Origin of the sequence: Pseudarthrobacter sp. NPDC092439, assembly GCF_044754945.1 — a bacterium.
Lineage (GTDB): Bacteria > Actinomycetota > Actinomycetes > Actinomycetales > Micrococcaceae > Arthrobacter.
Map to the genome: position 1 here is coordinate 403,561 of NZ_JBIVQB010000001.1, position 22,303 is coordinate 425,863.

A 22,303-nucleotide genomic window follows, 5' to 3' on the forward strand; every position below is an offset into this window, starting at 1 on the left:
TTAGCGGGCCGAAATGGCGTCGACGATGGCTGTCAGGGCCGCCGGAACCTTGGTTGCGTCGGTGCCGCCGCCCTGGGCCACGTCGTCCTTGCCGCCGCCGCCGCCGCCAAGGACGCCTGCGGCGAGGCGCACCAGCGCACCGGCCTTGACGCCTGCTTCCCGGGCTGCCTCATTGGTGGCAACGAGGACCATGGGGCGGCCGTTCGCCACACCGGCCACAGCCACTGTGGCAGCAGCCGAACCGAGCCGGTTGCGCAGGTCCAGGGCGAGGCCGCGGAGATCGTCCGCACCGCTGACGGTTCCGGCGTCATGGGCGATGACGCGGACTCCGGCGGCGTCCTTGGCGCTGCCGGCCAGCTGCGCTGCCGCGGACGCCAGCTGCTCCTTGCGCAGCCGGTCCAGTTCCTTTTCCGTGGCCTTGAGCTTGGCAAGGGTGGTTGCGATGCGGTCGGCCAGCTGTCCCGAGGGCACCTTCAGCATCTCAGTCAGTTCCGTGACCAGCGCTCGCTCGGCAGCCAGGTGGCGGAAGGCATCCATGCCCACGAAAGCCTCGACGCGGCGGTTCCCCGAGCCTACCGACTGCTCGCCGAGCAGCGAGAGGCTGCCGATCAGGGAGGTGTTGGACACGTGGGTGCCGCCGCAGAGCTCACGGGACCAGGCGCCGTCGATCTCAACGACCCGGACCTCGCTGCCGTAGTTTTCGCCAAACAGCGCCATGGCGCCCAGCGCCTTGGCCTCGGCCAGGCCCATGACCTTGGTTTCCACCCGGAAGTTATTTCGGATGGCGAGGTTGGAGACTTCCTCAATCTCGGAGCGCGTGGCCGTGCTCAGTCCTTCGCCCCACGCAAAGTCGAACCGCAGGTAGCCGGCCTTGTTGAAGGACCCGCGCTGGGTGGCTTCCGGACCAAGGATCTGGTGCAGCGCCGCGTGCACGATGTGCGTACCCGTGTGTGCCTGCTCGGCAGCATGGCGCCGTTCACGGTCGACGGCGGCACGCACCAGGGCGTCTGCCGGAATTTCGCCCTCGCGGACAATGGCCTTGTGGACGCTCAGGCCTTTCAGCGGACGCTGGACGTCCAGGACCTCGACCACGAAGCCGTCTCCCGTGATCAGGCCGGTGTCCGCCGCCTGGCCACCGGCCTCGGCATAGAACGGTGTCTCGGAAAGCACCAGTTCGATTTCGTCGCCTGTGGACGCCTGCCGAACCGGAACGCCGTTGGTGAGGATCCCGCGTACCCGGGATTCGCCGTCGAGCTCGGTGTAGCCGGTGAAGACGGTTTCGCCCTGGGCGAGGATCTCCTGGAAAGCGCTCAGGTCGGCGTGGCCGCCCTTCTTGCCCTTGGCGTCGGCCTGGGCACGCTGGCGCTGTTCCTGCATGAGGCTGCGGAAGGCTGCCTCGTCCACCTTCAGGCCGGCTTCCTCGGCCATTTCCAGTGTGAGGTCAATGGGGAAGCCGTAGGTGTCGTGGAGGGTGAACGCGTCGGCGCCGGACAGTGGCTTATTGGCGGCCTTGGACTCGCGGACCGCGTCTTCCAGGCGGGCGGTGCCGGAGGCGATGGTGCGCAGGAACGCCTTCTCTTCGGCGTAGGCGATCCGGCTGATGCGGTCGAAATCGGTCTCAACCACGGGGTAGACGCCCTTCATGGCGTCCCGGGACGCAGGCAGCAGTTCCGGCAGGCAGGCCTGCTCCACGCCCAGGAGGCGCATGGAGCGGACGGCGCGGCGGATCAGGCGGCGCAGCACATAGCCGCGGCCCTCGTTGGAGGGGGTGACACCGTCGGAGATCAGCATGAGGGCGGAACGGATGTGGTCCGCGACCACGCGCATGCGGACGTCATCCGTGTGGTGCGGGTCATCGTCGGACTCCGCGGACGTGTACTCCTTGCCGGAAAGCTCTGCAGCCTTGTCGATGACGGGACGGACCTGGTCGGTCTCGTACATGTTCTCGACGCCCTGGAGGATCATGGCCAGGCGTTCCATGCCGAGACCGGTGTCGATGTTGCGCTTGGGCAGCTCGCCCAGCACATCGAAGTCCTCCTTGGAGCGGACGTTGTCGATCTGGTACTGCATGAACACGAGGTTCCAGATCTCGATGTAGCGCGTCTCATCCGCGAGGGGTCCGCCTTCAACGCCGTAGGCCGGGCCGCGGTCATAGTAGATCTCCGAGCAGGGGCCGGCCGGTCCGGGCTGGCCTGTGTGCCAGTAGTTATCCGATTTGCCCATCCGCTGGATGCGTTCGGCCGGAACGCCGGTGTTCTTCAGCCACAGTTCGGCCGCCTCATCATCTTCCTGGTAAACCGTGACCCAGAGGCGTTCCGGCGCGAGGCCATAGCCGCCGTCGTCAACGCTCTTGGTGAGCAGCTCCCAGGCAAATTTGATGGCGTCTTCCTTGAAGTAGTCGCCGAACGAGAAGTTGCCGCACATCTGGAAGAACGTTCCGTGGCGGGCGGTCTTGCCCACCTCTTCGATGTCGCCGGTGCGGATGCACTTCTGGACGCTGGTGGCGCGGGAGTAGGGGGCTTCCTCACGGGCGGTGAGGTACGGGATGAACGGCACCATGCCGGCCACCGTGAACAGCAGCGAGGGGTCGCTGGAAACCAGCGACGCGGACGGAACCGCCGTGTGGCCCTTGCTGACAAAAAAGTCCACCCAGCGCTTCGTGATCTCCTGCGACTTCATGTGCTGTCTACTTACCCTTCTTGGTCCGCCCGTGGTTGGTGCGGATGATGTCTCGCGTGGCAGGTCCCTGGAAACGGCCCCTGCCGGTGTGGTTCTGGTATTGCTGCGGGCGGGCGGGGTGCCCGGTCCGTCAGCGGAGGCCGACGCGCGCCTGGGGCGGGGCCCCTGCTGACTGGTCGACGCCCAGGGCCGAGCGGAGGTCGGTTTCCCGCTCGTGCATGCCGGCCCGTACGGCGTCCGCGAAGTCGTAGATGCCGTCCGCCAGCCGGCCCACCGCCCGGTTCAGTCCCTCCGGACCAAGGTTGGACTGGGCTTCGGTCACTTTCTTGAAGGCGATGACTCCAATGGCCACGCCGATTCCCATCCAGAAAAGTCGTTTCATGGTTTGTCTCTTCCCAGGTTCAGCGGCTGCGGCGGCCGGTAGCGTGCTTCTTGCGGTTGGCCAGCGCGGTGCGGACGCCATAGCTGAATGCTGCCACCTTGATCAGCGGCGATCCCATGGTGGCGGCAACCAGCGAGGAAAGTGCTGACAGGTTCGCCGATGCGTCAGAGACGTTGGAGGAGATGCCGTCCACCTTTTTGAGCTGCTGGTTGGTGGTGGAGACCGTGGCCGTCACTTCATCCATGAGGGGTGTGGCACCGTCGCTGAGGGACCTGATGGCGGTGCGGACCTCATCAAAGACCTTGCCCAGCTTCAGGATGGGCACGGCCAGCAGCAGCACCAGGAGTGCGAACACCCCGGCAGCGATCAGGCCGGCAATATCGCCACCAGACATATACGTTCATCTCCTCAAAATCCTGTGGACCGGCACCATCCCCGGGCGCCCGCAAAGGGCTGCGCCGCAGATGTCCCCCAAGTACCTTACATACAAAGAAGCCCGCGGCGCTTGCCACGGGCTTCTTTGGATACGCTGCTGGGATTTAGCGTGCGTAGAATTCGACGACGAGCTGCTCTTCGCAGGTCACGGGAATCTCGGAACGCTTGGGGCGACGGACCAGGCGGGCCTGCAGTGCCTCGAGCTTGACGTCCAGGTAGGCCGGAACGGCGGGCAGGACGTCGCGGTGGGCGCCGGCTGCTGCAACCTGGAGCGGAACCATGGTCTCGCTGCGGCTGTGGACGTGGACCAGCTGGCCCTCGCCGACGCGGAACGACGGGCGGTCCACGCGGACGCCGTCGACCATGATGTGGCGGTGCACAACCAGCTGGCGGGCCTGGGCGATGGTGCGGGCGAACCCGGCACGCAGGACCAGGGCGTCCAGGCGCATTTCGAGCAGCTCGATGAGGTTCTCACCGGTCAGGCCCTTGGTGCGGCGGGCTTCTTCGAAGGCACGGGTCATCTGTGCTTCGCGGATGCCGTACTGGGCGCGCAGGCGCTGCTTTTCGCGCAGACGTACGGCGTAGTCGGAGTCCTGCTTCTTGCGGGCACGGCCATGCTCACCGGGGCCGTACGGGCGGCGCTCCATGTACTTGGCGGCCTTGGGGGTCAGAGCGATGCCGAGGGACCGCGAGAGGCGGGCCTGACGGCGAGCACGAGTGTTGTTAGCCACTTGTGTCCTTCCAATATCTGCGGTGTGTCAGTGTTACTGGCCTCCACGATGGAGAGCATCGGCCAACCGCTGCCTTTTGCTACTGGGCACAGGGCATAACCTACTCGAAGGAAATTCAAGGGGATTGTGCGTCCGTGCCTTGCCAGACAAACATCCATCCTACCATGGGGCTACTTCCCCCGGACAATCCGCCGCAGGCGCTCCAGCCGCACCGCGATGTCCCGCTCGGCACCGTTGCCCGTCGGCCGGTAGTAGTCCTTCCCCACCAGGTCATCCGGCGGGTATTGCTGGGTGGCCACCGCGTGCGGAGCGTCATGGGCGTACTTGTACCCCAGGCCGTGGCCCAGCTGCTTGGAACCGGGGTAGTGGGAGTCGCGCAGGTGCGCCGGGATGCCGTTGCCCATGCCTGCCCGGACGTCGGCGATGGCCTGGTTGATGCCCATGTAGGCGGCGTTGGACTTCGGCGCCGTGGCAAGGTGGACCACCGCCTCCGCAAGGATGATCCTGCCTTCGGGCATGCCGATGAGCTGGACCGCCTGCGCCGCGGCAACGGCTGTCTGCAGCGCGGTGGGATCGGCCATGCCTACGTCCTCCGCAGCGGAGATCACGATCCGCCGGGCCACGAAGCGCGGGTCCTCCCCCGCCTCGAGCATCCGGGCCAGGTAGTGCAGCGCCGCGTCCACGTCCGAGCCGCGGATGGACTTGATGAACGCGCTGGCCACGTCGTAGTGCTGGTCGCCGGCGCGGTCGTAGCGGACGGCGGCCACGTCCAGGGCACGTTCGGTGTGCTTGAGTTCGACTTTCACCGGGCCGACATCACCATCAGCTGCGTCATCGGCGTCGCCAAAAGCGACGCCGGCGGCGGCCTCCAGGGCGGTCAGCGCGCGCCGGGCGTCACCGCCCGAAAGGCGCACCAGGTGCGCCAGGGCTTCGTCGGAAAGGGCAACCTTGCCGTCGAGTCCGCGCGGATCCTGCACCGCCCGGACCAGGAGCCCTTCGATATCGGCGTCGGTGAGCGGCTTCAGCGTCAGCAGCAGGGACCGGGACAACAGCGGCGACACCACCGAGAAGGAAGGGTTTTCAGTGGTAGCGGCGACCAGGACCACCCAGCGGTTCTCGACGCCGGGCAGGAGGGCGTCCTGCTGTGCCTTGTTGAAGCGGTGGATCTCGTCCAGGAAGAGGACCGTGGTGGTTTTGTAGAGGTCCCGGGCGGTGAGGGCATCGTCCATGACGCGCCGAACGTCCTTCACGCCGGCGGTGATGGCCGAAAGCTCCACGAATTTGCGCCCCGGTCCGCGGGCGATCACGTGTGCAAGGGTGGTCTTGCCCGTCCCGGGCGGTCCCCACAGGATCAGCGAGGCGGGCCCGGCGGGCCCTGCGGCGTCAGCACCGGCGGCCAGCTGCCGTAGCGGCGAGCCGTGGCCCAGCAGGTGTTGCTGACCCACCACCTCATCAAGGTTGCGGGGCCGCATGCGCACAGCGAGGGGGCTGCGCGGAGCTTTGGCGCCGCCCGCGCCGGGGCCGGCACTGTTGTCCGGCCCGTCATCGTCGCCGCCTGCACCCTGCCCGAAGAGATCATCCACATAGATAGGCTACTTGCAGTCAATCATTCGGCCAGCGCCGACGGCCCTTCCCGCGAGATGGCATTTCACGGCAATGCTGCCGGGGAACACTGCCGCGAAGTGCCATCTCGCGCAGTGGCAGCATTCAGAGGAGGCCCCATGCCGGCAGCAACCCGGGGCGGACGGCAGCCGTCCGTACGCACCACGTTCGTGCCCGGCGCCCGGCTGCCGGGCTGGGCGGAGCGCTTTGGCAGCGCCCACGGCGGCTGGGAAATCAGCGATGACGACGACGGCGTGCGGCTTGTCGCGGCCGACGGCACCACTGCACTCCTTCAGCCCCCGTGGCCGCCGGACGGCCGTCCGGGGCGGGGCGCCGACGCCGTGGAGCGGCTGGCCGCGCTGGCCACCCAACCGCGCCGGCTCGGCCTGGTGCTGGTGCGCCGGGGAGGCTACGGCATAGGCGTTGCCTCGGAAGGCCGGCTGCTCGCCAGCAAGGCGGGAACACGGTATGTGCAGGGCCGCACCTCCGCCGGCGGGCAGTCCCAGCAGCGGTTTGCGCGGCGCCGCGGGAACCAGGCGGACGCGCTGGTGGATGCCGTGGCCGCACAGGCGACGGCCGTTTTCGGCTCCGCCCCGCCGTTCGAATACCTGGTTCCCGGCGGCGACAGGATACTGGCGGACCAGGTCCTCGCGCATCCGGCCCTGCGGGCTTACTCCGGCGCACCGAGACTGGCCTGGCTGGATGTACCGGAGCCGCGCGCCGCCGTCGTGCTCAAGGCCGCCGGCGACGCCTGCTCCGTGCGTGTACAGGTCACCGACGCCGCCGGTCAGGCGTAGCCGGCCGGCCCGCTGATACAGCGTCCACGACCGGCTTTACTTGCAGCTTCAAGTATCGGGCTTGGGCTTAAGAAAGAGCTCCCTGCCGCCGGACCATCCCTGCAGCAGGGAGCTTTTCGAAGGTTTGCGGGCCTACTTGTCCTCGGCCTTCTTCTCTTCGGGCCTGGCCTGCGGTTTGAAGTCCACGCCGGCTTCCTTGCGCTGCTGCGCGGTGATCGGCGCCGGAGCCTGGGTCAGCGGGTCGTAGCCGTTGCCGGTCTTGGGGAACGCTATGACGTCGCGGATCGATTCCACACCGGCCAGCAGCGCAACCACGCGGTCCCAGCCGAAGGCGATGCCGCCATGCGGGGGCGCACCGAACTTGAAGCCCTCCAGCAGGAACCCGAACTTGGTCTGGGCGTCCGCACGGTCCAGGCCCATGAGTTCGAACACACGCTCCTGGACGTCGCGCTGGTGGATACGGATGGAACCGCCGCCGATTTCGTTGCCGTTGCAGACGATGTCATATGCGTAGGACAGCGCAGACTCCGGGTCCTTGTCGAAGGTGTCCAGGAACTCAGGCTTGGGTGAGGTGAACGCGTGGTGCACGGCGGTCCACTTGCCGGTGCCGACCGCAACGTCACCGGAGGCCACCGCAGCGGCGGCAGGCTCGAACATCGGAGCGTCAACCACCCAGCAGAAGGCCCAGTCGTCCGGGTTGATCAGGCCGGTGCGGTGGCCGATCTCCACCCGGGCGGCTCCGAGCAGGGCGCGGGACGGGGTCTTCTCGCCCGCAGCGAAGAAGATGCAGTCGCCCGGCTTGGCGCCGACGGCGTCGGCGAGGCCGGCGCGTTCGGTGTCAGTGAGGTTCTTGGCCACCGGACCGGCCAGTTCGCCGTCCTCTTTGTAGAGGACGTAGGCCAGGCCCTTGGCACCGCGCTGCTTGGCCCATTCCTGCCAGGCGTCCAGGGCGCGGCGGGCCTGCGAGGCGCCGCCGGGCATGACGACGGCACCGACATACGGTGCCTTGAACACGCCGAAGTTGGTGTCCTTGAAGAACTCCGTCAGCTCGGTCAGTTCCTGGCCGAAACGCAGGTCCGGCTTGTCCGAGCCGTAGCGGGCCATGGCGTCCGCGTACGTGATCCGCTGGATGGGTGTGGGGATCTCCACGTCGATCAGCTTCCACAGCGCCTTGACCAGGTTTTCGCCCAGGCTGATGATGTCGTCCTGGTCCACAAAGCTCGCCTCGATATCAAGCTGCGTGAACTCGGGCTGGCGGTCGGCGCGGAAGTCCTCGTCACGGTAGCAGCGGGCGATCTGGTAGTACTTCTCGAAGCCGCCAACCTGCAGGAGCTGCTTGAAAAGCTGCGGCGACTGCGGCAGGGCGTACCAGGAACCGGGCGCCAGGCGTGCCGGAACCACGAAGTCGCGGGCGCCTTCCGGCGTCGAACGTGTCAGCGTGGGTGTTTCGATTTCCACGAAGCCGTCCTGGTGGAGCAATTCACGGGCCACCCGGTTAGCCTCCGAGCGCAGGCGCAGGTTCCGGGCCGGGCCGGGCCGGCGCAGGTCCAGGTAACGGTGCTTCAGGCGGGCTTCCTCACCGACCTCGACGTGTTCGTCGATCTGGAACGGCAGCGCTTCCGCAGTGTTCAGGACGGTGACGTCCTCGGCGATGACTTCGATGTCGCCGGTGGCCAGCGCCGGGTTCTCGTTGCCCGCAGGCCGCTTGGAGACGGTGCCGGTGACCTGCAGGACGTACTCGTTGCGCAGGCCGTGGAAGATCTCTTCCTCGCGGACCACAACCTGTGCCACACCGGACGCGTCACGAAGATCAACAAATGCCACGCCACCGTGATCGCGGCGTCGGCCAACCCAGCCGGCCAGGGTTACGGTTTGTCCAATGTTCTCGGAACGAAGGGATCCGAGGTCATGTGTGCGCAGCACAGCACGCCTTTCTAGAGACGACAGCAGGAAATCAGCGGAAATTAAATAGGATCGTTCAGGAACGATCCCGTCTGAGTTTACCCGCTTGAAAGGCACGGTCCCCGCATGGGCGCACATCCGCAGCTGCAGCGGAGGCTCAGCACCACCGACGCCACCATCATCGGCCTGGGCTCCATGCTCGGCGCGGGTGTGTTCGTCGTTTTCGGCCCTGCAGCCGCACTGGCCGGCAATATGCTGGCGGTTTCCGTGCTCCTGGCAGGAGCCGTGGCCTACTGCAACGCCGTGGCATCAGCCGCACTGGCCGCGAGGTACCCCACCAGCGGAGGCACCTACGTCTACGGCCGGGAACGGCTGGGGCCCTGGCCCGGTTTCATCGCCGGCTGGGGCTTCGTCACCGGGAAGACGGCCTCCTGCGCCGCGATGGCGCTGACCTTCGGCAACTACATGGCACCCGGATACGCCGTCCCCGTGGCCGTCGCCGCCGTCGTTGCCCTGACCGGCGTCAACCTGCTGGGCATCACCCGGACTGCGCTGGTGACCCGCATCCTTCTCGCCGTGGTGCTGGCCACCCTCGCGTTCGTCGCGGCGGCAGCTTTGACCGGTCCGCACCCGTCGGGCGCAGGGATAGCCGCGGCGGGAGCGTCCGACGGCGGCGCGGCGGCGCCCGGTGGCGTCCTCACTGCGGCGGGCCTGATGTTCTTTGCGTTTGCCGGATACGCCCGGATCGCCACCTTGGGCGAGGAGGTCAAGGACCCGGCCCGCTCCATTCCGCGCGCCATCCTCGCGGCGCTGGCAGCGGCGTTCGCAATCTACCTGGGACTGGGGCTGCTCCTGCAGAACCACCTCCGGGACGGGCTGCTGGCAGCATCCCGTACGCCGCTGCTGGATGCGGTGCTGCACTCGCGGCTGGCCGACGGCGCGCCCCTGGTCCAGGCGGGTGCGGCGGCTGCCTGTCTCGGAGCCCTTCTCGCGCTGATCACCGGGGTGGGCCGGACCACGCTGGCGATGGCCCGGGAACGCGATCTTCCCTCGCCGCTCGCACGCGTGGGGGTACGCCACCGGGTGCCGTTCGCGGCGGAACTCGCCGTGGCCGCCGTCGTCATCCTGCTGCTGCTCAGCGTGGACGTAATGACCGTGGTGGGCTTCTCGAGCTTCGGCGTTCTGGTGTACTACGCCGTGGCCAATGCTGCCGCTTTCACGCTGGACCGCCATCCGGGCTATGCGCCCAAGTGGCTCAACGCGGCAGGATTCCTGGGCTGTCTGCTGCTGGCCCTGACGCTGCCGCCCGCCTCCGTAGCCACCATGGCAGCGGTTCTCGCTGCCGGTGTGGCCGGCCGCTGGCTGGTCCTGCGCTTTCGGCGCTAGCTCAGACCACCGATGCGGTGGCGGTAGTGGCCACCTGCACGGCCAGATCCTCCGACGGCGGCATCCAGGTCTCGGGGGCCGCGGCCACCTGCTCGCCGGTGCGGATGTCCTTGACCTGGTGCGTGCCGTCGTCGTCCGTGAACCAGACGAAGGGGATGCCGCGACGGTCCGCGAACTTGATCTGCTTGCCGAACTTTTCGGCCTTCGCAGCCACCTCCGTCGGGATACCGCGGCTGCGCAGCAGCGCGGCAACGTCCTGGGCAGCGTCCCAGCTGTCGTCATGCGTGAGCGTCACCAACACCGCGGTGGGTACCGCACGCGACGCCTTCGCGAGTTCCTGGCTGAGGATCCGCGACACGAGGCGCGTGACGCCGATGGACAGGCCGACGCCGGGGAATTTGCGGTTTCCCTTGGCTGCCAGGGCATCGTACCGGCCACCGGAGCAGATGGAGCCCAGCTGCTCGTGCCCCACCAGGACGGTTTCGACCACGGTGCCCGTGTAGTAGTCCAGTCCGCGGGCGATGCTGAGGTCGGCCAGCACCTTGCCCGGCGCGCGCTGCACTGCGGCGGCGATGACCTGTTCCAGTTCGGACAGGCCTTCTTCGAGGAGGTCGTTGCTCACACCGAGGGCGCGCACCTGGGCAACGAAGGACGTGTCGGCGGTGCGTATTCCGGCCAGCCGCAGCGCCTTCTCCGCCTGCTCCGCGGTGGCGCCCAGTTCTTCCTGCAGCAGTTCGGCAACCCTGGCCGGCCCCACCTTCTCAAGCTTGTCGATGCTCCGCAGCACCCCTGCCGTGTCCGTCAGCCCGATGCCGCGATAGAAGCCCTCGGCCAGCTTTCGGTTGTTGATCCGCAGGCGGAAGTCCGGGATGGGCAGGGCGCTGAGCGCCTCCGCGATGACCAGCGCGATCTCGACGTCGTAGCGGAAGGGAAGGTCGCCGTCGCCCACTACATCGATGTCCGCCTGCGTGAACTCGCGGGCACGGCCCTCCTGGGGGCGCTCACCGCGCCACACCTTCTGGATCTGGTAGCGCCGGAACGGGAAGGCGAGGTAGCCGGCGTTCTCCACGACATAGCGTGCAAACGGCACCGTGAGGTCGAAGTGCAGGGCCAGGGCGTGCGGATCGGTCTTTCCCCTGGCATCGCCTTCGTCGTCCTGCAGCCGGCTGAGGCCGTACACCTCTTTGTCGATCTCGCCCTTGCGAAGGAGCTGCCCGACGGTCTCGACCGCGCGCGTCTCGATCGAGCTGAAGCCGTGCAGTTCGAACACCCGGCGCAGCGTGTCCAGCACATGCAGCTCCACCAGCCGCTCCTCGGGAAGCCACTCGGGGAATCCGGACAGGGAGGCGCTGCGTGCCATGGTGGAAGTTCTCCTCTTGGTGAAGGCTGCCGGGATACTGCCGGTCTCCGAAAACGGTCCGCGGCGGAGTTGTCCAGGCAGTCATGCATAAACTATGTGCGGCAGTCAGTTTATGCGCCTTCAGCCGGCATCTCTAATACGGCGGGCCCTGCGCTGGCTGGGCAGGGAACTGCGCGCGGCCGGGACGGCAGGCGCGCGGCACTACTACGAGGAGGACCCCTTGGCGGCCAGTCCACGCAGCGCCCGCGAGACAAAGCGGCGCATCCAACAGATGGAAGCCAAGCGTGAGCTCCGGCGGGACCAGCAGAAGCGTCGCAGGCGCGACAACCTGATCGCCGCCGGTGCGGGCACCGCCGCCGTGGTGCTCGCCGTCGTCCTCCAGCTCACTTCCTTCGCGGGAAACCCCACGGAAGAGGAGTTCGCCGCCGCGCAGGCCGACCTGGCCGCACCGTCCGCCTCCGCCAGTCCCTCTGCCCAGGCCACCAACGGGGCCAACATCCCAGCCGCTGACACTGCTGCCGGCAAGACCTTCACGGGCAAGCTTGTCCTGAACGGAAGTGCGCTTGGCGTCGAAGTCAACGGAACCAAGGCGCCGCAGGCCGCGGCCGTCCTTAAATCGCTCAGCGACGAAGGGTACTACTCCGGCAAGACCTGCCACCGACTGACCACCGGCGAGGCGTTCGCCGTCCTCCAGTGCGGCTCCCCGACCGGCACCGGTGAAGGCGATCCCGAATACACCTGGGGTCCGCTGGAAAACACGCCCAAGGACAATACCTACCCTGCCGGCACCATCGCCGTGGCACGTACCGGAAACAACGCGTACGGTAACGGCACGCAGTTCTTCATCGTCTACAAGGACACGGTAATTCCGGCCGACAGCGCGGGCGGTTACACCGTGGTGGGCAAGGTGACCTCCGGGCTCGATGTGGTGTCCGATATTGCGGCGGCCGGAATTACGCCGGGTGCCGGCGCAACAGACGGCACACCTGTGGAACCAGTCACGATAGACTCGTTTTCTCTGAAGTAGGACGCCTGGCCCAGCGGCTACGGTGCAGTACCTGAGTATTTCCCTCCAAGCGAAAGACTTTTAGCGGTGACAGACAGTCAGAAATCCGACGAAACAGCAACCGACGCGGCCGAAGCAGCGGCGACCCCCGCGGCTCCATCACCTGCGCCTGCCCCGGCGAGACGGCCCGCAGCACCTTCACCCAAGGCTTTCGCCTCCCGGCCCAAGCCCGCAGCCGCGGCTCCGGCCGCACCGGTACAGGCACCCCCGGCAACCTCACCGGAAGAAGCCGCCAAGTGGGGCCGCGTGGAAGGGGACGGGCACGTCTTCCTGACCATCGATGGCGGCGAGCACCCTGTGGGCCAGTACCCCGGCGTGAGCAACGAGGAAGCACTGGCCTACTTCGCCCGGAAGTACGACGACGTCGTGGCCCAGATCGTACTGCTGGAACAGCGCGTGAGTTCCAAGGCTCCGAGCGCCGACATGCAGAAGACCGTCACCCATCTGCGCGAACAGCTCGCGGAGCGCAACATGGTGGGCGACCTCCGCTCCGCCGAAGCACGCCTGGACAAGCTCGAGGGGCAGATTTCCGAGCTGGAGCACGCGGAAAAGGCCGAGCATGACGCGGTGCGCGCGGCGGAACTGGCTGCGCGCGAAGCAATTGTGGCCGAAGCCGAGCAGATCTCCGGGCAGGATCCGGCGCAGACGCAGTGGAAAACCTCCAGCGCCCGCATGAACGAACTTTTCGAGAACTGGAAAGCCGCACAGAAGAGCGGCGTCCGCCTCGGCCGCAGCAACGAGGACGCACTGTGGAAGAGGTTCCGCGCCGCCCGCACCGTGTTCGACCGTCACCGCCGGGCCTACTTCTCCCAGCTGGACAGCAACAATTCGGCCGCCAAGGCCGCCAAGGAGAAACTGATCGCCGAAGCCGAGGCGCTGTCCAGCTCCACTGACTGGGGCTTTGCAGCCGGTGAGTACCGACGGCTGATGGACCAGTGGAAGGCCTCGCCGCGCGCCAGCCGCAAGGATGATGATGCCCTGTGGGCGCGGTTCCGCGCTGCGCAGGACGTGTTCTTCACGTCCCGCCAGGCAGCCAATGACGAGATCGACCAGGAGTACGCCGCGAACCTCACGGTAAAGGAAGCGCTGCTGGCCGAGGCCCACGCCATCCTCCCGGTGAAGGACCTGGCAGCTGCCAAGAAGGCCCTGCAGTCCGTGCGGGACCGCTGGGAAGAGGCCGGCAAGGTGCCCCGGGCGGACATGGGCCGCGTCGAAGCCGGACTGCGGAAGGTGGAAGACGCCGTCAAGCAGGCCGAGGACGAGCAGTGGCAGCGTTCCAACCCCGAGCGTAAGGCACGCACCAACAGCGCCCTCTCCCAGCTTGAGTCCGCCATTGCAGGACTTCAGGAGGATCTGTCAGCGGCGGAAAAGACCGGGGACCAGCGCAGGATCGCAGCGGCCCGTGAGGCACTCGAAGCCCGCCAGGCCTGGCTCGACCAGATCCAGCGCTCGGCCAGCGAACTGGCCTAAGCCGCTCCCGCGTCTGCGTGAGGGCCACAGGCCCGGTTCCGGTTATCCACATAACCGGAACCGGGCCTGTGGCTGTTAAAGCTTCCGCGGCAGGATGGGGGGATGGCACACCCCCAGCTCCACTCCCCTGCAGCAGCCCGCACGGAACCTCATCAGGCCGCCGAGCCGCCGGCGCTGCGATTTCCGGAGATGTACGCACCCGGCATGCCCTTCACTCCGCCCGAACTGCAGTCCCTGGCAGCGGACGGTGTGCTCACGCGGCTCCACCAGAACGGCTTCACGCTCCCGGACGTCCGGCATTCCGCCCAGCTCCGGGCGCGGGCCGCCGCGGTTTCTGTCCCGCTGCAGGTGCGGCAGCGGGTGGTGGCCGGGCGCATGACGGCGGCGTGGATCTACGGGTGCGCTGCGGAACCGGACAGGCTGGCGCTCCTGGTGGACGCCAAGCGCCGGGTCTCCGGGCTGCGCAATACCCGCGGCTGCACGCTCCACGAGGTCAGGCTGGGCCCCATGGACGTAATCAGCCTGGGCGGGCTGATGGTTTCCAGTCCCCTGCGGACGGCTTTGGACATCGCCCTGCACGTCGAGGCCGGATTGGCCCTCCCTGCCCTGGCAAGCCTCCTCGGCAGGCCGCAGCAGGACGTCCGGCTGAGGCTGCTGGTCCTGGCCATCGAGGCCACCCCGCGGGTGCCCCACAAACTCGCTGCCCTGGAGAAGCTGGCCCGGTTAGCTCCTCCGCTTGTTACCGGTGGTGCGGTAGACGTCGAAGACCCCGTCGATCCGGCGCACGGCGCTGAGAACGTGGCTGAGGTACTTGGGGTCGCCCATCTCGAAGGCAAACCTTGAGATGGCCACGCGGTCCGTGGAGGTGTGGACGCTGGCGGCCAGGATGTTCACGTGGTTCTCGGACAGGACGCGGGTTACGTCGGACAGGAGGGACTTGCGGTCCAGAGCCTCCACCTGGATCTCCACGAGGAACACGCTGGACTGCGTGGGTGCCCAGTCCACGTCCACGATGCGGTCCGGCTGGTCCTTCAGGTCGGAGATGTTGGTGCAGTCGGTGCGGTGCACGGACACGCCCGAGCCCCTGGTCACGAAGCCCAGGATGGGGTCCGGGGGCACCGGCGTGCAGCACCGTGCGAGCTTGACCCAGACATCGCCCACGCCACGGACCACCACGCCCGAATCGGAGAACTTTGCCTTGCTCAGATGGGTGGGGACACTGACCTCGGTGATGTCGTCGTCGGGGCTCTCGTTGCCGCCCAGGCTTTCGACGAGCTTTTCCATGACGGACTGTGCGGAGGTATGCCCGTCACCGACGCCGGCGTACAGCCCGGAGATATCAACGTATTTGAATTCCTCCGCCACTGCGGCCAGGGCCTCGTGGGTCATCAGGCGCTGCAGCGGCAGGTTCTGCTTCCGCATGGCCCGGGTCAGGAGCTCCTTGCCCCGGTCGATCGCTTCCTCGCGGCGTTCCTTGCTGAACCACTGGCGGATCTTGTTACGCGCACGGGCACTCTTGACGAAGTGTTGCCAGTCCTGGCTGGGACCTGCGCCCTCGGCCTTGGAGGTGAAGATCTCCACCCAGTCGCCATGGTTGAGCTCGCTGTTGAGCGGAACCAGTTTGCCATTGACCCGCGCCCCGATGGTTCGGTGGCCCACCTCGGTGTGGACAGCGTAGGCAAAGTCCACAGGGGTGGACCCGGCCGGCAGGGCCATGACCTCGCCCTTGGGGGTGAAAACGAAGACCTCGCGGGCGTTGATTTCGAAGCGCAGCGAATCCAGGAACTCACCGGGGTCCGAGGTCTCCTGCTGCCAGTCCACCAGGGAGCGCAGCCAGCCCATGTCACCGTCACGGGGACTGCCCGGCCCAACTGCTGTCCGGTTGGGCTGGTCCTTGTACTTCCAGTGGGCGGCCACGCCATACTCGGCCCGGCGGTGCATTTCATGCGTGCGGATCTGGATCTCCACGGGCTTGCCGCCGGGACCGATTACCGTGGTGTGGAGGGACTGATACATGTTGAACTTCGGCATGGCGATGTAGTCCTTGAACCTGCCGGGCAGCGGGTTCCAGCGTGAATGCATGGTGCCGAGCGCCGCGTAGCAGTCACGGACCGAGTCAACAAGCACCCGCACGCCCATGAGGTCGTTGATGTCGTCGAAGTCTTTGTCCCGGACCACCATCTTCTGGTAGATGGAGTAATAGTGCTTGGGCCGGCCGGTGATGGTGGCCTTGATGCGGGCGGCGCGCAGGTCTTCGGCAATCTGGTCGCGGATGACGCCCAGGCTCTTTTCCCGTTCCGGGGTCCGGTCCCCCACCATCCGTACAATTTCTTCGTACACTTTGGGGTAAAGTGCCGCGAAGGAGAGGTCCTCCAGCTCCCACTTGATGGTGTTCATGCCGAGCCGGTGGGCCAGCGGGGCGAAGATTTCGAGCGTCTCCCGCGCCTTCCGGGCCGAGGACTCGGCCGAGACGAAGCGCCACGTGCGGGCATTGTGCAGCCGGTCCGCGAGCTTGATCATCAGCACCCGAATGTCCTTCGCCATGGCCACGACCATTTTGCGGACCGTTTCGGACTGTGCGGCCTCGCCGAAGCTGACCTTGTCCAGTTTGGTGACGCCGTCCACCAGCATGGCGACCTCGGGGCCGAAATCGCGCTTCAGGTCGGCAAGGGTATAGGACGTGTCCTCCACCGTGTCGTGCAAAAGGGCGGCAGCCAGGGTAGTTCCCGAGAGCCCCAGTTCGGCAAGGATCGTGGCGACGGCGACAGGGTGGGTGATGTAGGGGTCCCCGCTCTTGCGCTTCTGCCCGCGGTGGCTGCGCTCCGCGACTTCGAAGGCACGCTGGATGAGGTCGAAATCCTCTTTGGGGTTATTTGCCCTGACGGTCCGGAGCAGTGGCTCCAGGATCGGCGAATACGTGGCGGTGCTGCGTCCGGTGAGCCGTGCAAGGCGTGACCGGGTCCGCTCCCGGCGGCCTGGAAAAGTGGGGCGCTGTCCCGAGTTGTCCACCGGAACGAGCGGTCCGGGGCGCGCAGGTCCGGCCGTACCGGCCTGCGGACCGGCAGGACCCTGGCCGCCCTGGGCCGTTGGCACCGACGACGAACGTTCTTCCAATGAAGCACCCCTCACCACGTTTAATTACTTCAGTCTATTCCTCACGGCGGAGACATCCGTAACCGGCCGTTAAGCGCCTGACGGCCCGGGCGGTGTCACTGGGACACCGTCCGGGCCGTCAGGACTGGTCAGGCCCCTGCGGGCGCCGCGGTGGCGGCACGGTCCGCCGAGCCGGCGCGGCGCTGGGCAACCCTCTTGGCCTGCTTGACCAGGTTGGGTTCGCCCTCGCGCAGCCAGGCGTACATCGGGGCGGCCACGAAGATCGTGGCTGCCGTACCGATCAGGATGCCCACGAACAGGGCAAGCGAAAGGTCGCGCAGCGTTCCTGCCCCCAGGAGTCCCGCACCGATGAACAGGATGGCACCGACCGGCAGGATCGCCACCATCATGGTGTTGATGGAACGCACCAGGGTTTGGTTGACGGCGAGGTTGACCTCCTCGCCGAAGGTCCTGCGCGTGGAAGCGTCTATTTCCGCGGTGTTTTCGCGGATCTTGTCGAAGACCACCACGGTGTCATACAAGGAGTAGCTAAGCACGGTCAGGAAGCCGATGATGGCCGAGGGCGTTACCTCAAAGTCGCTGAGCGCATACACCCCCGCGGTGATGAACATGGTCACTGCCATGCCCGCGATCGCCGACAGGGACATCTTCCAGGTCCGGAAGTACAACGCCATGAGCACTGCTGCCAGGATCACGAAGATAACCAGGCCGATCAGTGCCTGCTTGGTGACATCGGCGCCCCACGTGGGACCCACGAACGTGGAGGTCACCTCGTTGTCCGTCACGCCGTAAGCGGTGGTGAGGCCTTCCTTGATGCGCAGGGTCTCGTCGTCCGTCAGTTTGTCTGTCTGGATCCGCATGGTGGTTCCGGCCACGTTGGCCACGCGGGGGACGCTGCCAGGAACCACGTCCGTGACTGCCTTCTCGCCCAGCGCGGCGTCCTTGGTCTGCACGTTCGAGACGGTGAACTCAGAGCCGCCACGGAATTCAATGCCGAGGTTGAACCCGCCCTTGGCCACCGGGATGAGGATGGACAGGGCTACGGCCACGGCCGCGATGATGAACCATATTTTCTTGGCGTCAACGAAGTTGTAGGAGCGCTTACCGGTGTAAAGCTCATTGCCGAAGTTGGCGAAGCTGGGCATTATTTGTTCTCCTTCGCGGCGGACTTCGCAGAGCCTGCGAGCTGCTCCTGCTTTTCGGCCATGCGGCGCTCGGCGATGGTCATCCGGCGCTCCGCCTCAGCGGCGGCGCCGGTGTTCTTGGCCCGCGCCGCCACGGGGCGGGCCTCCGGCGTGCGGAGACGGCCCGCGCCCCGGTACAGCGGAACAGCACCCAGCCGCTCGGGGTCCAGGCCGGACAGCTTGTGGCCTTCACCGAAGAACTTGGTGCGGGCCAACAACTGCAGCGTCGGGTGGGTGAACATGAACACGACGATGAGGTCGGCAATCGCCGTAAGACCCAAGGTGAAAGCGAAGCCACGGACATTGCCCACCGCCACGAAGTAGAGAACCAGCGCGGCCAGGAGGTTGACGGCCTTGGATGCGAGCACGGTCCGCTTGGCACGCTTCCAGCCGTTCTCGACGGCGGAGACCAGTCCACGCCCGTCGCGCAGCTCGTCGCGGATTCGTTCGAAGTACACAATGAACGAGTCGGCCGTCTGGCCGATGGCTACGATGATGCCCGCCACGCCGGCGAGGGACAGGCGGTAGTTTTCCGTCCAGCCCAGGATTGCGATCGCCAGGTAGGTCAGCACGCCCGCCACGGCCAGGGACGCGATGGTGACGAAACCCAGGGCACGGTACTGGAACAGGGAGTAAACCACCACCAGCAGCAGCCCGATCAGGCCTGCCAGCAGGCCCATGCGAAGTTGCTCGCCGCCGAGGGTCGCCGAGATCTGCTGCTCGCTCTGGATCTCGAAGCTGATGGGCAGCGCGCCGAAGCGCAGCTGGTCGGAGAGGGCCTTGGCGGTCTGCTCGGTGAAACCGCCGGTGATCTGCGGCCGGCCGTCGGTGATTACGGCCTGCGCCCGGGGTGCGGAAATCACCTGGTCATCGAGGACAATGGCGAACTGCGCCTTCGGGTCGGTGCCGGAGTCGCCGCCGGCTGCCACATAGAACTGGTTCAGGCGTTCGGTGACGGCCTTGAACTTTTCCGTGCCTTCGCCGTCGAACTGGATGTTGACGGCCCACTGGTTGGTAACGGCGCCCTGGGCGCCGGCCTGCAGCTGGAAGGACGAGGTAACGATGTTGCTGCCTTTGACCTCAACCGGGCCCAGGATGTACTTGATCGCCGGTGTGGTCCCGGTGCCGGGTTCACAGGTCACCAGGGGCTTGGCGGGGTCGGACCGCTCGGCCTTCTCTGCTTCCGGGCTGTTGCAGTCCAGCGCCTCGAACTCCTGGTACACGTCCGGAGTGATCCAGTTGGTATCGCTGCTGTTCGCCGGCTCAGCGGAGGGCTTGGGAAGCTTGTCCGCGGGCGTCCGGGACTCTTTAGGCACTGCGGTGCCGTCCCCGTTGAGGAGCACGGGGCGGAAGTTCATGTCGGCGGAGGCCTGAATCAGTTCACGGGTCTCCGTGGAGGGCGTGCCCGGCAGGCTGACCACAACGTTGCGGCCGGACTGCGTGCTGATCTCGGCTTCGGCCACGCCGGAGCCGTCCACGCGCTGGCGGATGATGGCCACGGCCTGGTTCAGCTGTTCCTCGTTGATGTCCGAACCGCCCTCTACCCGGGGCGCAAGGATCATCTGGGTGCCGCCTTCCAGGTCAAGGGCCAGCTTGGGCGCCCAGCCGGCCTGTCCGGACATGGTGCCGCCGGCCAGGACAGCGGTCAGCGCGGCGATGATTACGCCGAGCCAGACCAGGACCCTGAGTCCTGGTTTCTTAGGGCCAGTTCGTGGCATTGTCGATCTTTCTCTTATTCACGGAAGAACCGCCGGTGCCTGCCGTGGCGTGCACCGGCGGTGAACCGCAGCGGTAGAGGTGGTGCGGGGCAGCGGACTAGCTGTCCTTCCTGCCCTCGCCGTTCAAGCGCTTCAGGGTTTCCTCGGGGGTCTCAACGGGGGCCGGCGCGTCCAGCGGCTCCGCCGTCGTGCCGGGCTGGGGAGCAGTGAGGGAGGAGGCGTCGTTAGGTACTGCCGGCACGGACGGCCCGGCAGCCACGGTGGGCTCATCGGCGACCGCAGGCTCCGCAACGGTGGTCGGTTCCACGATCTTGGTGACGGCCTGGCGGTGCACGGTGGCCAGGTTTCCGGGAGAGAGCTCCAGGGTGACCTTGTTCTCCGCGTCATCGATGGCCACGATGTGTCCGAACAGGCCAAAGCTGGTCATGACCTCAACGCCTGGGCCGAACTTCGACTGGAGTTCCGCCTGCTGCTGCTGCGCCTTTTTGTTCCGGCGGAACATCATGAAGATGAAAACGCCGAGCATGACGAACAGGAGAATTGACATTGGGTCCAAGGGAAAATCCATTCTTTAACTAGCCTGATGATGAGTCCGGCGCGGGCCGCGGTTGACGGCGGCCGCCGGACGAGACCCGAACGTGCCGAGCGTCATACCAAGTCTAAAGGGAAAAGCTGGAGGTAAGCCCTATTGGCCTTCCGTGGCCCAGTCTCCCGCCGGGGTTCCGCCTTCTTCCGGCTCGAAGAGCTCCAGCTGTTCCTGGCCGAAGAGTCCCGGCGGGACGGCGTAGCCCATATGGGTCCATGCCGCAGCCATGGCGATGCGGCCGCGGGGCGTCCGGCCCAGGAGCCCCTCGCGGACCAGGAACGGTTCGGCCACTGTTTCCACCGTTTCGGTTTCTTCGCCGACGGCGATCGCCAGGGTGGACAGCCCTACCGGCCCTCCGCCGAACTTGGTGATCAGGGCGTCCAGGACGGCCCGGTCCAGGCGGTCCAGGCCCTTCTTGTCCACCTCGTACATGTCCAGCGCCGCCGATGCCGAACGGGCATCGATTTGCTCCACACCGTGCACCAGGGCCCAGTCCCGCACGCGCCGCAGCAGCCGGTTGGCGATACGGGGCGTACCGCGGGAACGCCCGGCTATTTCACTGAAGCCGGCGGAGTTGACCTTCAGGTCCAGCAGTCCCGCGGAGCGGCGCAACACGAGTTCCAGCTCCGGCACTGAGTAGAACTCGAGGTGCCCAGTGAACCCGAACCTGTCGCGCAACGGACCAGGCAGCAGTCCGGCGCGGGTGGTGGCTCCCACGAGGGTGAACGGGGGAAGCTCCAGCGGGATAGCCGTGGCGCCGGCACCCTTGCCCACCACGATGTCCACCCGGAAGTCCTCCATGGCCATGTAGAGCATTTCCTCGGCCGGCCGGGACATCCGGTGGACTTCGTCAAGGAACAACACCTCGCCCTCGGACAGGGACGACAGGATGGCCGCGAGGTCCCCGGCGTGCTGGATGGCCGGGCCGCTGCTGATGCGCAGGGGAGCATTCATTTCCGCGGCCACAATCATGGCGAGGGTGGTCTTGCCGAGGCCGGGCGGACCGGAGAAAAGCACGTGGTCTGCGCTGCGTCCGCGCATCCGGGAGGCCTGCAGCACCAGCGAGAGCTGTTTCCGCACGCGGTGCTGGCCCACGAAGTCGTCCAGGTTCTTCGGCCTGAGCGCGGCCTCGATGGCCCGCTCTTCCGGCTCCTCCCCCGCAGCCACCAGGGATGGTTCAGCCACGGCTGCCTACGCGGTTGCCGGCACGCGCTCCGTCCTGGCCCAGCCACCGGAGGGTAGTACGCAGGATTTCCGGGACGTTGCCGCGGAACGAAACCTCTGGCTCGTCGGCCAGCGCCTTCTCGATGCTGCCGGAGGCGTCTTTCTCGGACCATCCCAGGCTGGTCATGGCGGCCACCACCTGGGGCTTCCAGGACGCTTCGGCGGCTGTCGGCGCCGCGGCTGCGCCGGATGTGCCGTGCGGCACCAGCTTTCCTGCCAGTTCCAGTACGATCCGGCCCGCCACCTTGGGCCCGATGCCGGGCACCTTGGTGAAGGTCTTGCTGTCACCGCTGTGCGCTGCAACCCGGATGGCCTCCGGTTCGTGGACGGCAAGTACTGCCAGCGCCAGCCGCGGGCCCACGCCGCTCACGCTGAGCAGCACGTCGAAAACTTCCCGTTCGTCGTCGGACGCAAACCCGAAGAGGGTGAGGGAATCCTCGCGAACGATCAGCGACGTGAACAGCTGCCCCTCTTCACCGAGGCGCAGTCCGCTCAACGTCTGGGGCGTGGCGTTCACGCTCATGCCGGCCCCGTTGAGGTCGATGACGGCCGTGGACAGGCCTACGTGCGCCACGGTTCCGCGGAGGAAACTGATCAAGGCCTGGCTCCTGGTGTACGGCCGGTTCCATCACGGAGGACCGGCTATCCGAACATATCTACGAATACC

The 22,303-nt window shown here is 66.8% G+C and carries 18 protein-coding genes; 5 read left to right on the forward strand and 13 right to left on the reverse strand.

Going from position 1 to position 22,303, the window contains the following annotated elements; translation table 11 throughout:
• The 5 genes from alaS to ACIQCM_RS01900 form a co-directional block, all read right to left on the reverse strand.
• Positions 1–2,679: an alanine--tRNA ligase gene (gene alaS, locus ACIQCM_RS01880; RefSeq protein WP_400603618.1), complete on the reverse strand. Its 2,679-nt coding sequence runs from the start codon at positions 2,677–2,679 to the stop codon at positions 1–3.
• A gap of 130 nt (positions 2,680–2,809) precedes the next feature.
• Complete coding sequence (locus tag ACIQCM_RS01885; RefSeq protein ID WP_400603616.1) at positions 2,810–3,061, reverse strand: DUF6167 family protein; 252 nt, start codon at positions 3,059–3,061, stop codon at positions 2,810–2,812.
• A 19-nt stretch (positions 3,062–3,080) separates the two neighbouring features.
• Positions 3,081–3,455 (reverse strand): DUF948 domain-containing protein, encoded by a 375-nt coding sequence (locus tag ACIQCM_RS01890; protein WP_400603614.1) that lies wholly within the window; start codon positions 3,453–3,455, stop codon positions 3,081–3,083.
• Positions 3,456–3,600: 145 nt separating this feature from the next.
• Entirely contained in the window at positions 3,601–4,227 is a 627-nt protein-coding gene (gene rpsD, locus ACIQCM_RS01895) for a 30S ribosomal protein S4 (protein WP_009357431.1), read from the reverse strand.
• 170 nt (positions 4,228–4,397) lie between these two features.
• Entirely contained in the window at positions 4,398–5,810 is a 1,413-nt protein-coding gene (locus ACIQCM_RS01900) for a replication-associated recombination protein A (RefSeq protein ID WP_400603612.1), read from the reverse strand.
• A gap of 138 nt (positions 5,811–5,948) precedes the next feature.
• On the opposite strand from ACIQCM_RS01900, the gene ACIQCM_RS01905 reads away from it, so the two are divergent.
• A complete protein-coding gene (locus ACIQCM_RS01905; protein ID WP_400603610.1) occupies positions 5,949–6,626 on the forward strand; it encodes an acVLRF1 family peptidyl-tRNA hydrolase in 678 nt (225 codons plus the stop codon).
• 132 nt (positions 6,627–6,758) lie between these two features.
• Here the strand turns inward: ACIQCM_RS01905 and aspS are convergent, their stop codons facing one another.
• The gene (gene aspS, locus ACIQCM_RS01910) at positions 6,759–8,549 is read right to left on the reverse strand and encodes an aspartate--tRNA ligase (RefSeq protein ID WP_400603608.1); all 1,791 of its coding nucleotides are present in this window, start codon (positions 8,547–8,549) and stop codon (positions 6,759–6,761) included.
• Positions 8,550–8,654: 105 nt separating this feature from the next.
• On the opposite strand from aspS, the gene ACIQCM_RS01915 reads away from it, so the two are divergent.
• Entirely contained in the window at positions 8,655–9,914 is a 1,260-nt protein-coding gene (locus ACIQCM_RS01915) for an APC family permease (RefSeq protein ID WP_400603606.1), read from the forward strand.
• Between the two features lies 1 nt (position 9,915).
• Here the strand turns inward: ACIQCM_RS01915 and hisS are convergent, their stop codons facing one another.
• Positions 9,916–11,274 carry a histidine--tRNA ligase gene (hisS, locus tag ACIQCM_RS01920; RefSeq protein WP_400603605.1) on the reverse strand — a complete coding sequence of 453 codons (1,359 nt, stop codon included), beginning with the start codon at positions 11,272–11,274 and terminating at the stop codon, positions 9,916–9,918.
• Between the two features lie 220 nt (positions 11,275–11,494).
• Between hisS and ACIQCM_RS01925 the strand changes: the two genes are divergently transcribed.
• From ACIQCM_RS01925 to ACIQCM_RS01935, 3 genes are all read left to right on the forward strand, one after another.
• On the forward strand, positions 11,495–12,301 hold the full coding sequence (locus ACIQCM_RS01925; RefSeq protein WP_400604282.1) for a peptidylprolyl isomerase: 807 nt from the start codon (positions 11,495–11,497) through the stop codon (positions 12,299–12,301).
• Between the two features lie 66 nt (positions 12,302–12,367).
• On the forward strand, positions 12,368–13,810 hold the full coding sequence (locus ACIQCM_RS01930; RefSeq protein WP_400603604.1) for a DUF349 domain-containing protein: 1,443 nt from the start codon (positions 12,368–12,370) through the stop codon (positions 13,808–13,810).
• 102 nt (positions 13,811–13,912) lie between these two features.
• Positions 13,913–14,653: a type IV toxin-antitoxin system AbiEi family antitoxin gene (locus ACIQCM_RS01935; RefSeq protein ID WP_400603602.1), complete on the forward strand. Its 741-nt coding sequence runs from the start codon at positions 13,913–13,915 to the stop codon at positions 14,651–14,653.
• On the opposite strand, the gene ACIQCM_RS01940 is transcribed toward ACIQCM_RS01935, so the two are convergent.
• The 6 genes from ACIQCM_RS01940 to ruvA form a co-directional block, all read right to left on the reverse strand.
• Positions 14,534–16,924, reverse strand: a complete 2,391-nt coding sequence (locus ACIQCM_RS01940) for a RelA/SpoT family protein (RefSeq protein ID WP_400603600.1) — start codon at positions 16,922–16,924, stop codon at positions 14,534–14,536. The genes ACIQCM_RS01935 and ACIQCM_RS01940 overlap by 120 nt on opposite strands.
• 128 nt (positions 16,925–17,052) lie before the next feature.
• On the reverse strand, positions 17,053–18,069 hold the full coding sequence (secF, locus tag ACIQCM_RS01945; RefSeq protein WP_400603598.1) for a protein translocase subunit SecF: 1,017 nt from the start codon (positions 18,067–18,069) through the stop codon (positions 17,053–17,055).
• Positions 18,069–19,826 carry a protein translocase subunit SecD gene (gene secD, locus ACIQCM_RS01950; protein ID WP_400603596.1) on the reverse strand — a complete coding sequence of 586 codons (1,758 nt, stop codon included), beginning with the start codon at positions 19,824–19,826 and terminating at the stop codon, positions 18,069–18,071. The genes secF and secD overlap by 1 nt, the downstream gene beginning before the upstream one ends.
• Positions 19,827–19,923: 97 nt before the next feature.
• A complete protein-coding gene (gene yajC / locus ACIQCM_RS01955) occupies positions 19,924–20,373 on the reverse strand; it encodes a preprotein translocase subunit YajC (protein ID WP_400603594.1) in 450 nt (149 codons plus the stop codon).
• Between the two features lie 138 nt (positions 20,374–20,511).
• Positions 20,512–21,597: a Holliday junction branch migration DNA helicase RuvB gene (gene ruvB, locus ACIQCM_RS01960; RefSeq protein ID WP_400603592.1), complete on the reverse strand. Its 1,086-nt coding sequence runs from the start codon at positions 21,595–21,597 to the stop codon at positions 20,512–20,514.
• The gene (ruvA, locus tag ACIQCM_RS01965) at positions 21,590–22,234 is read right to left on the reverse strand and encodes a Holliday junction branch migration protein RuvA (RefSeq protein WP_400603590.1); all 645 of its coding nucleotides are present in this window, start codon (positions 22,232–22,234) and stop codon (positions 21,590–21,592) included. The genes ruvB and ruvA overlap by 8 nt, the downstream gene beginning before the upstream one ends.
• Between the last annotated feature and the right edge of the window lie 69 nt (positions 22,235–22,303).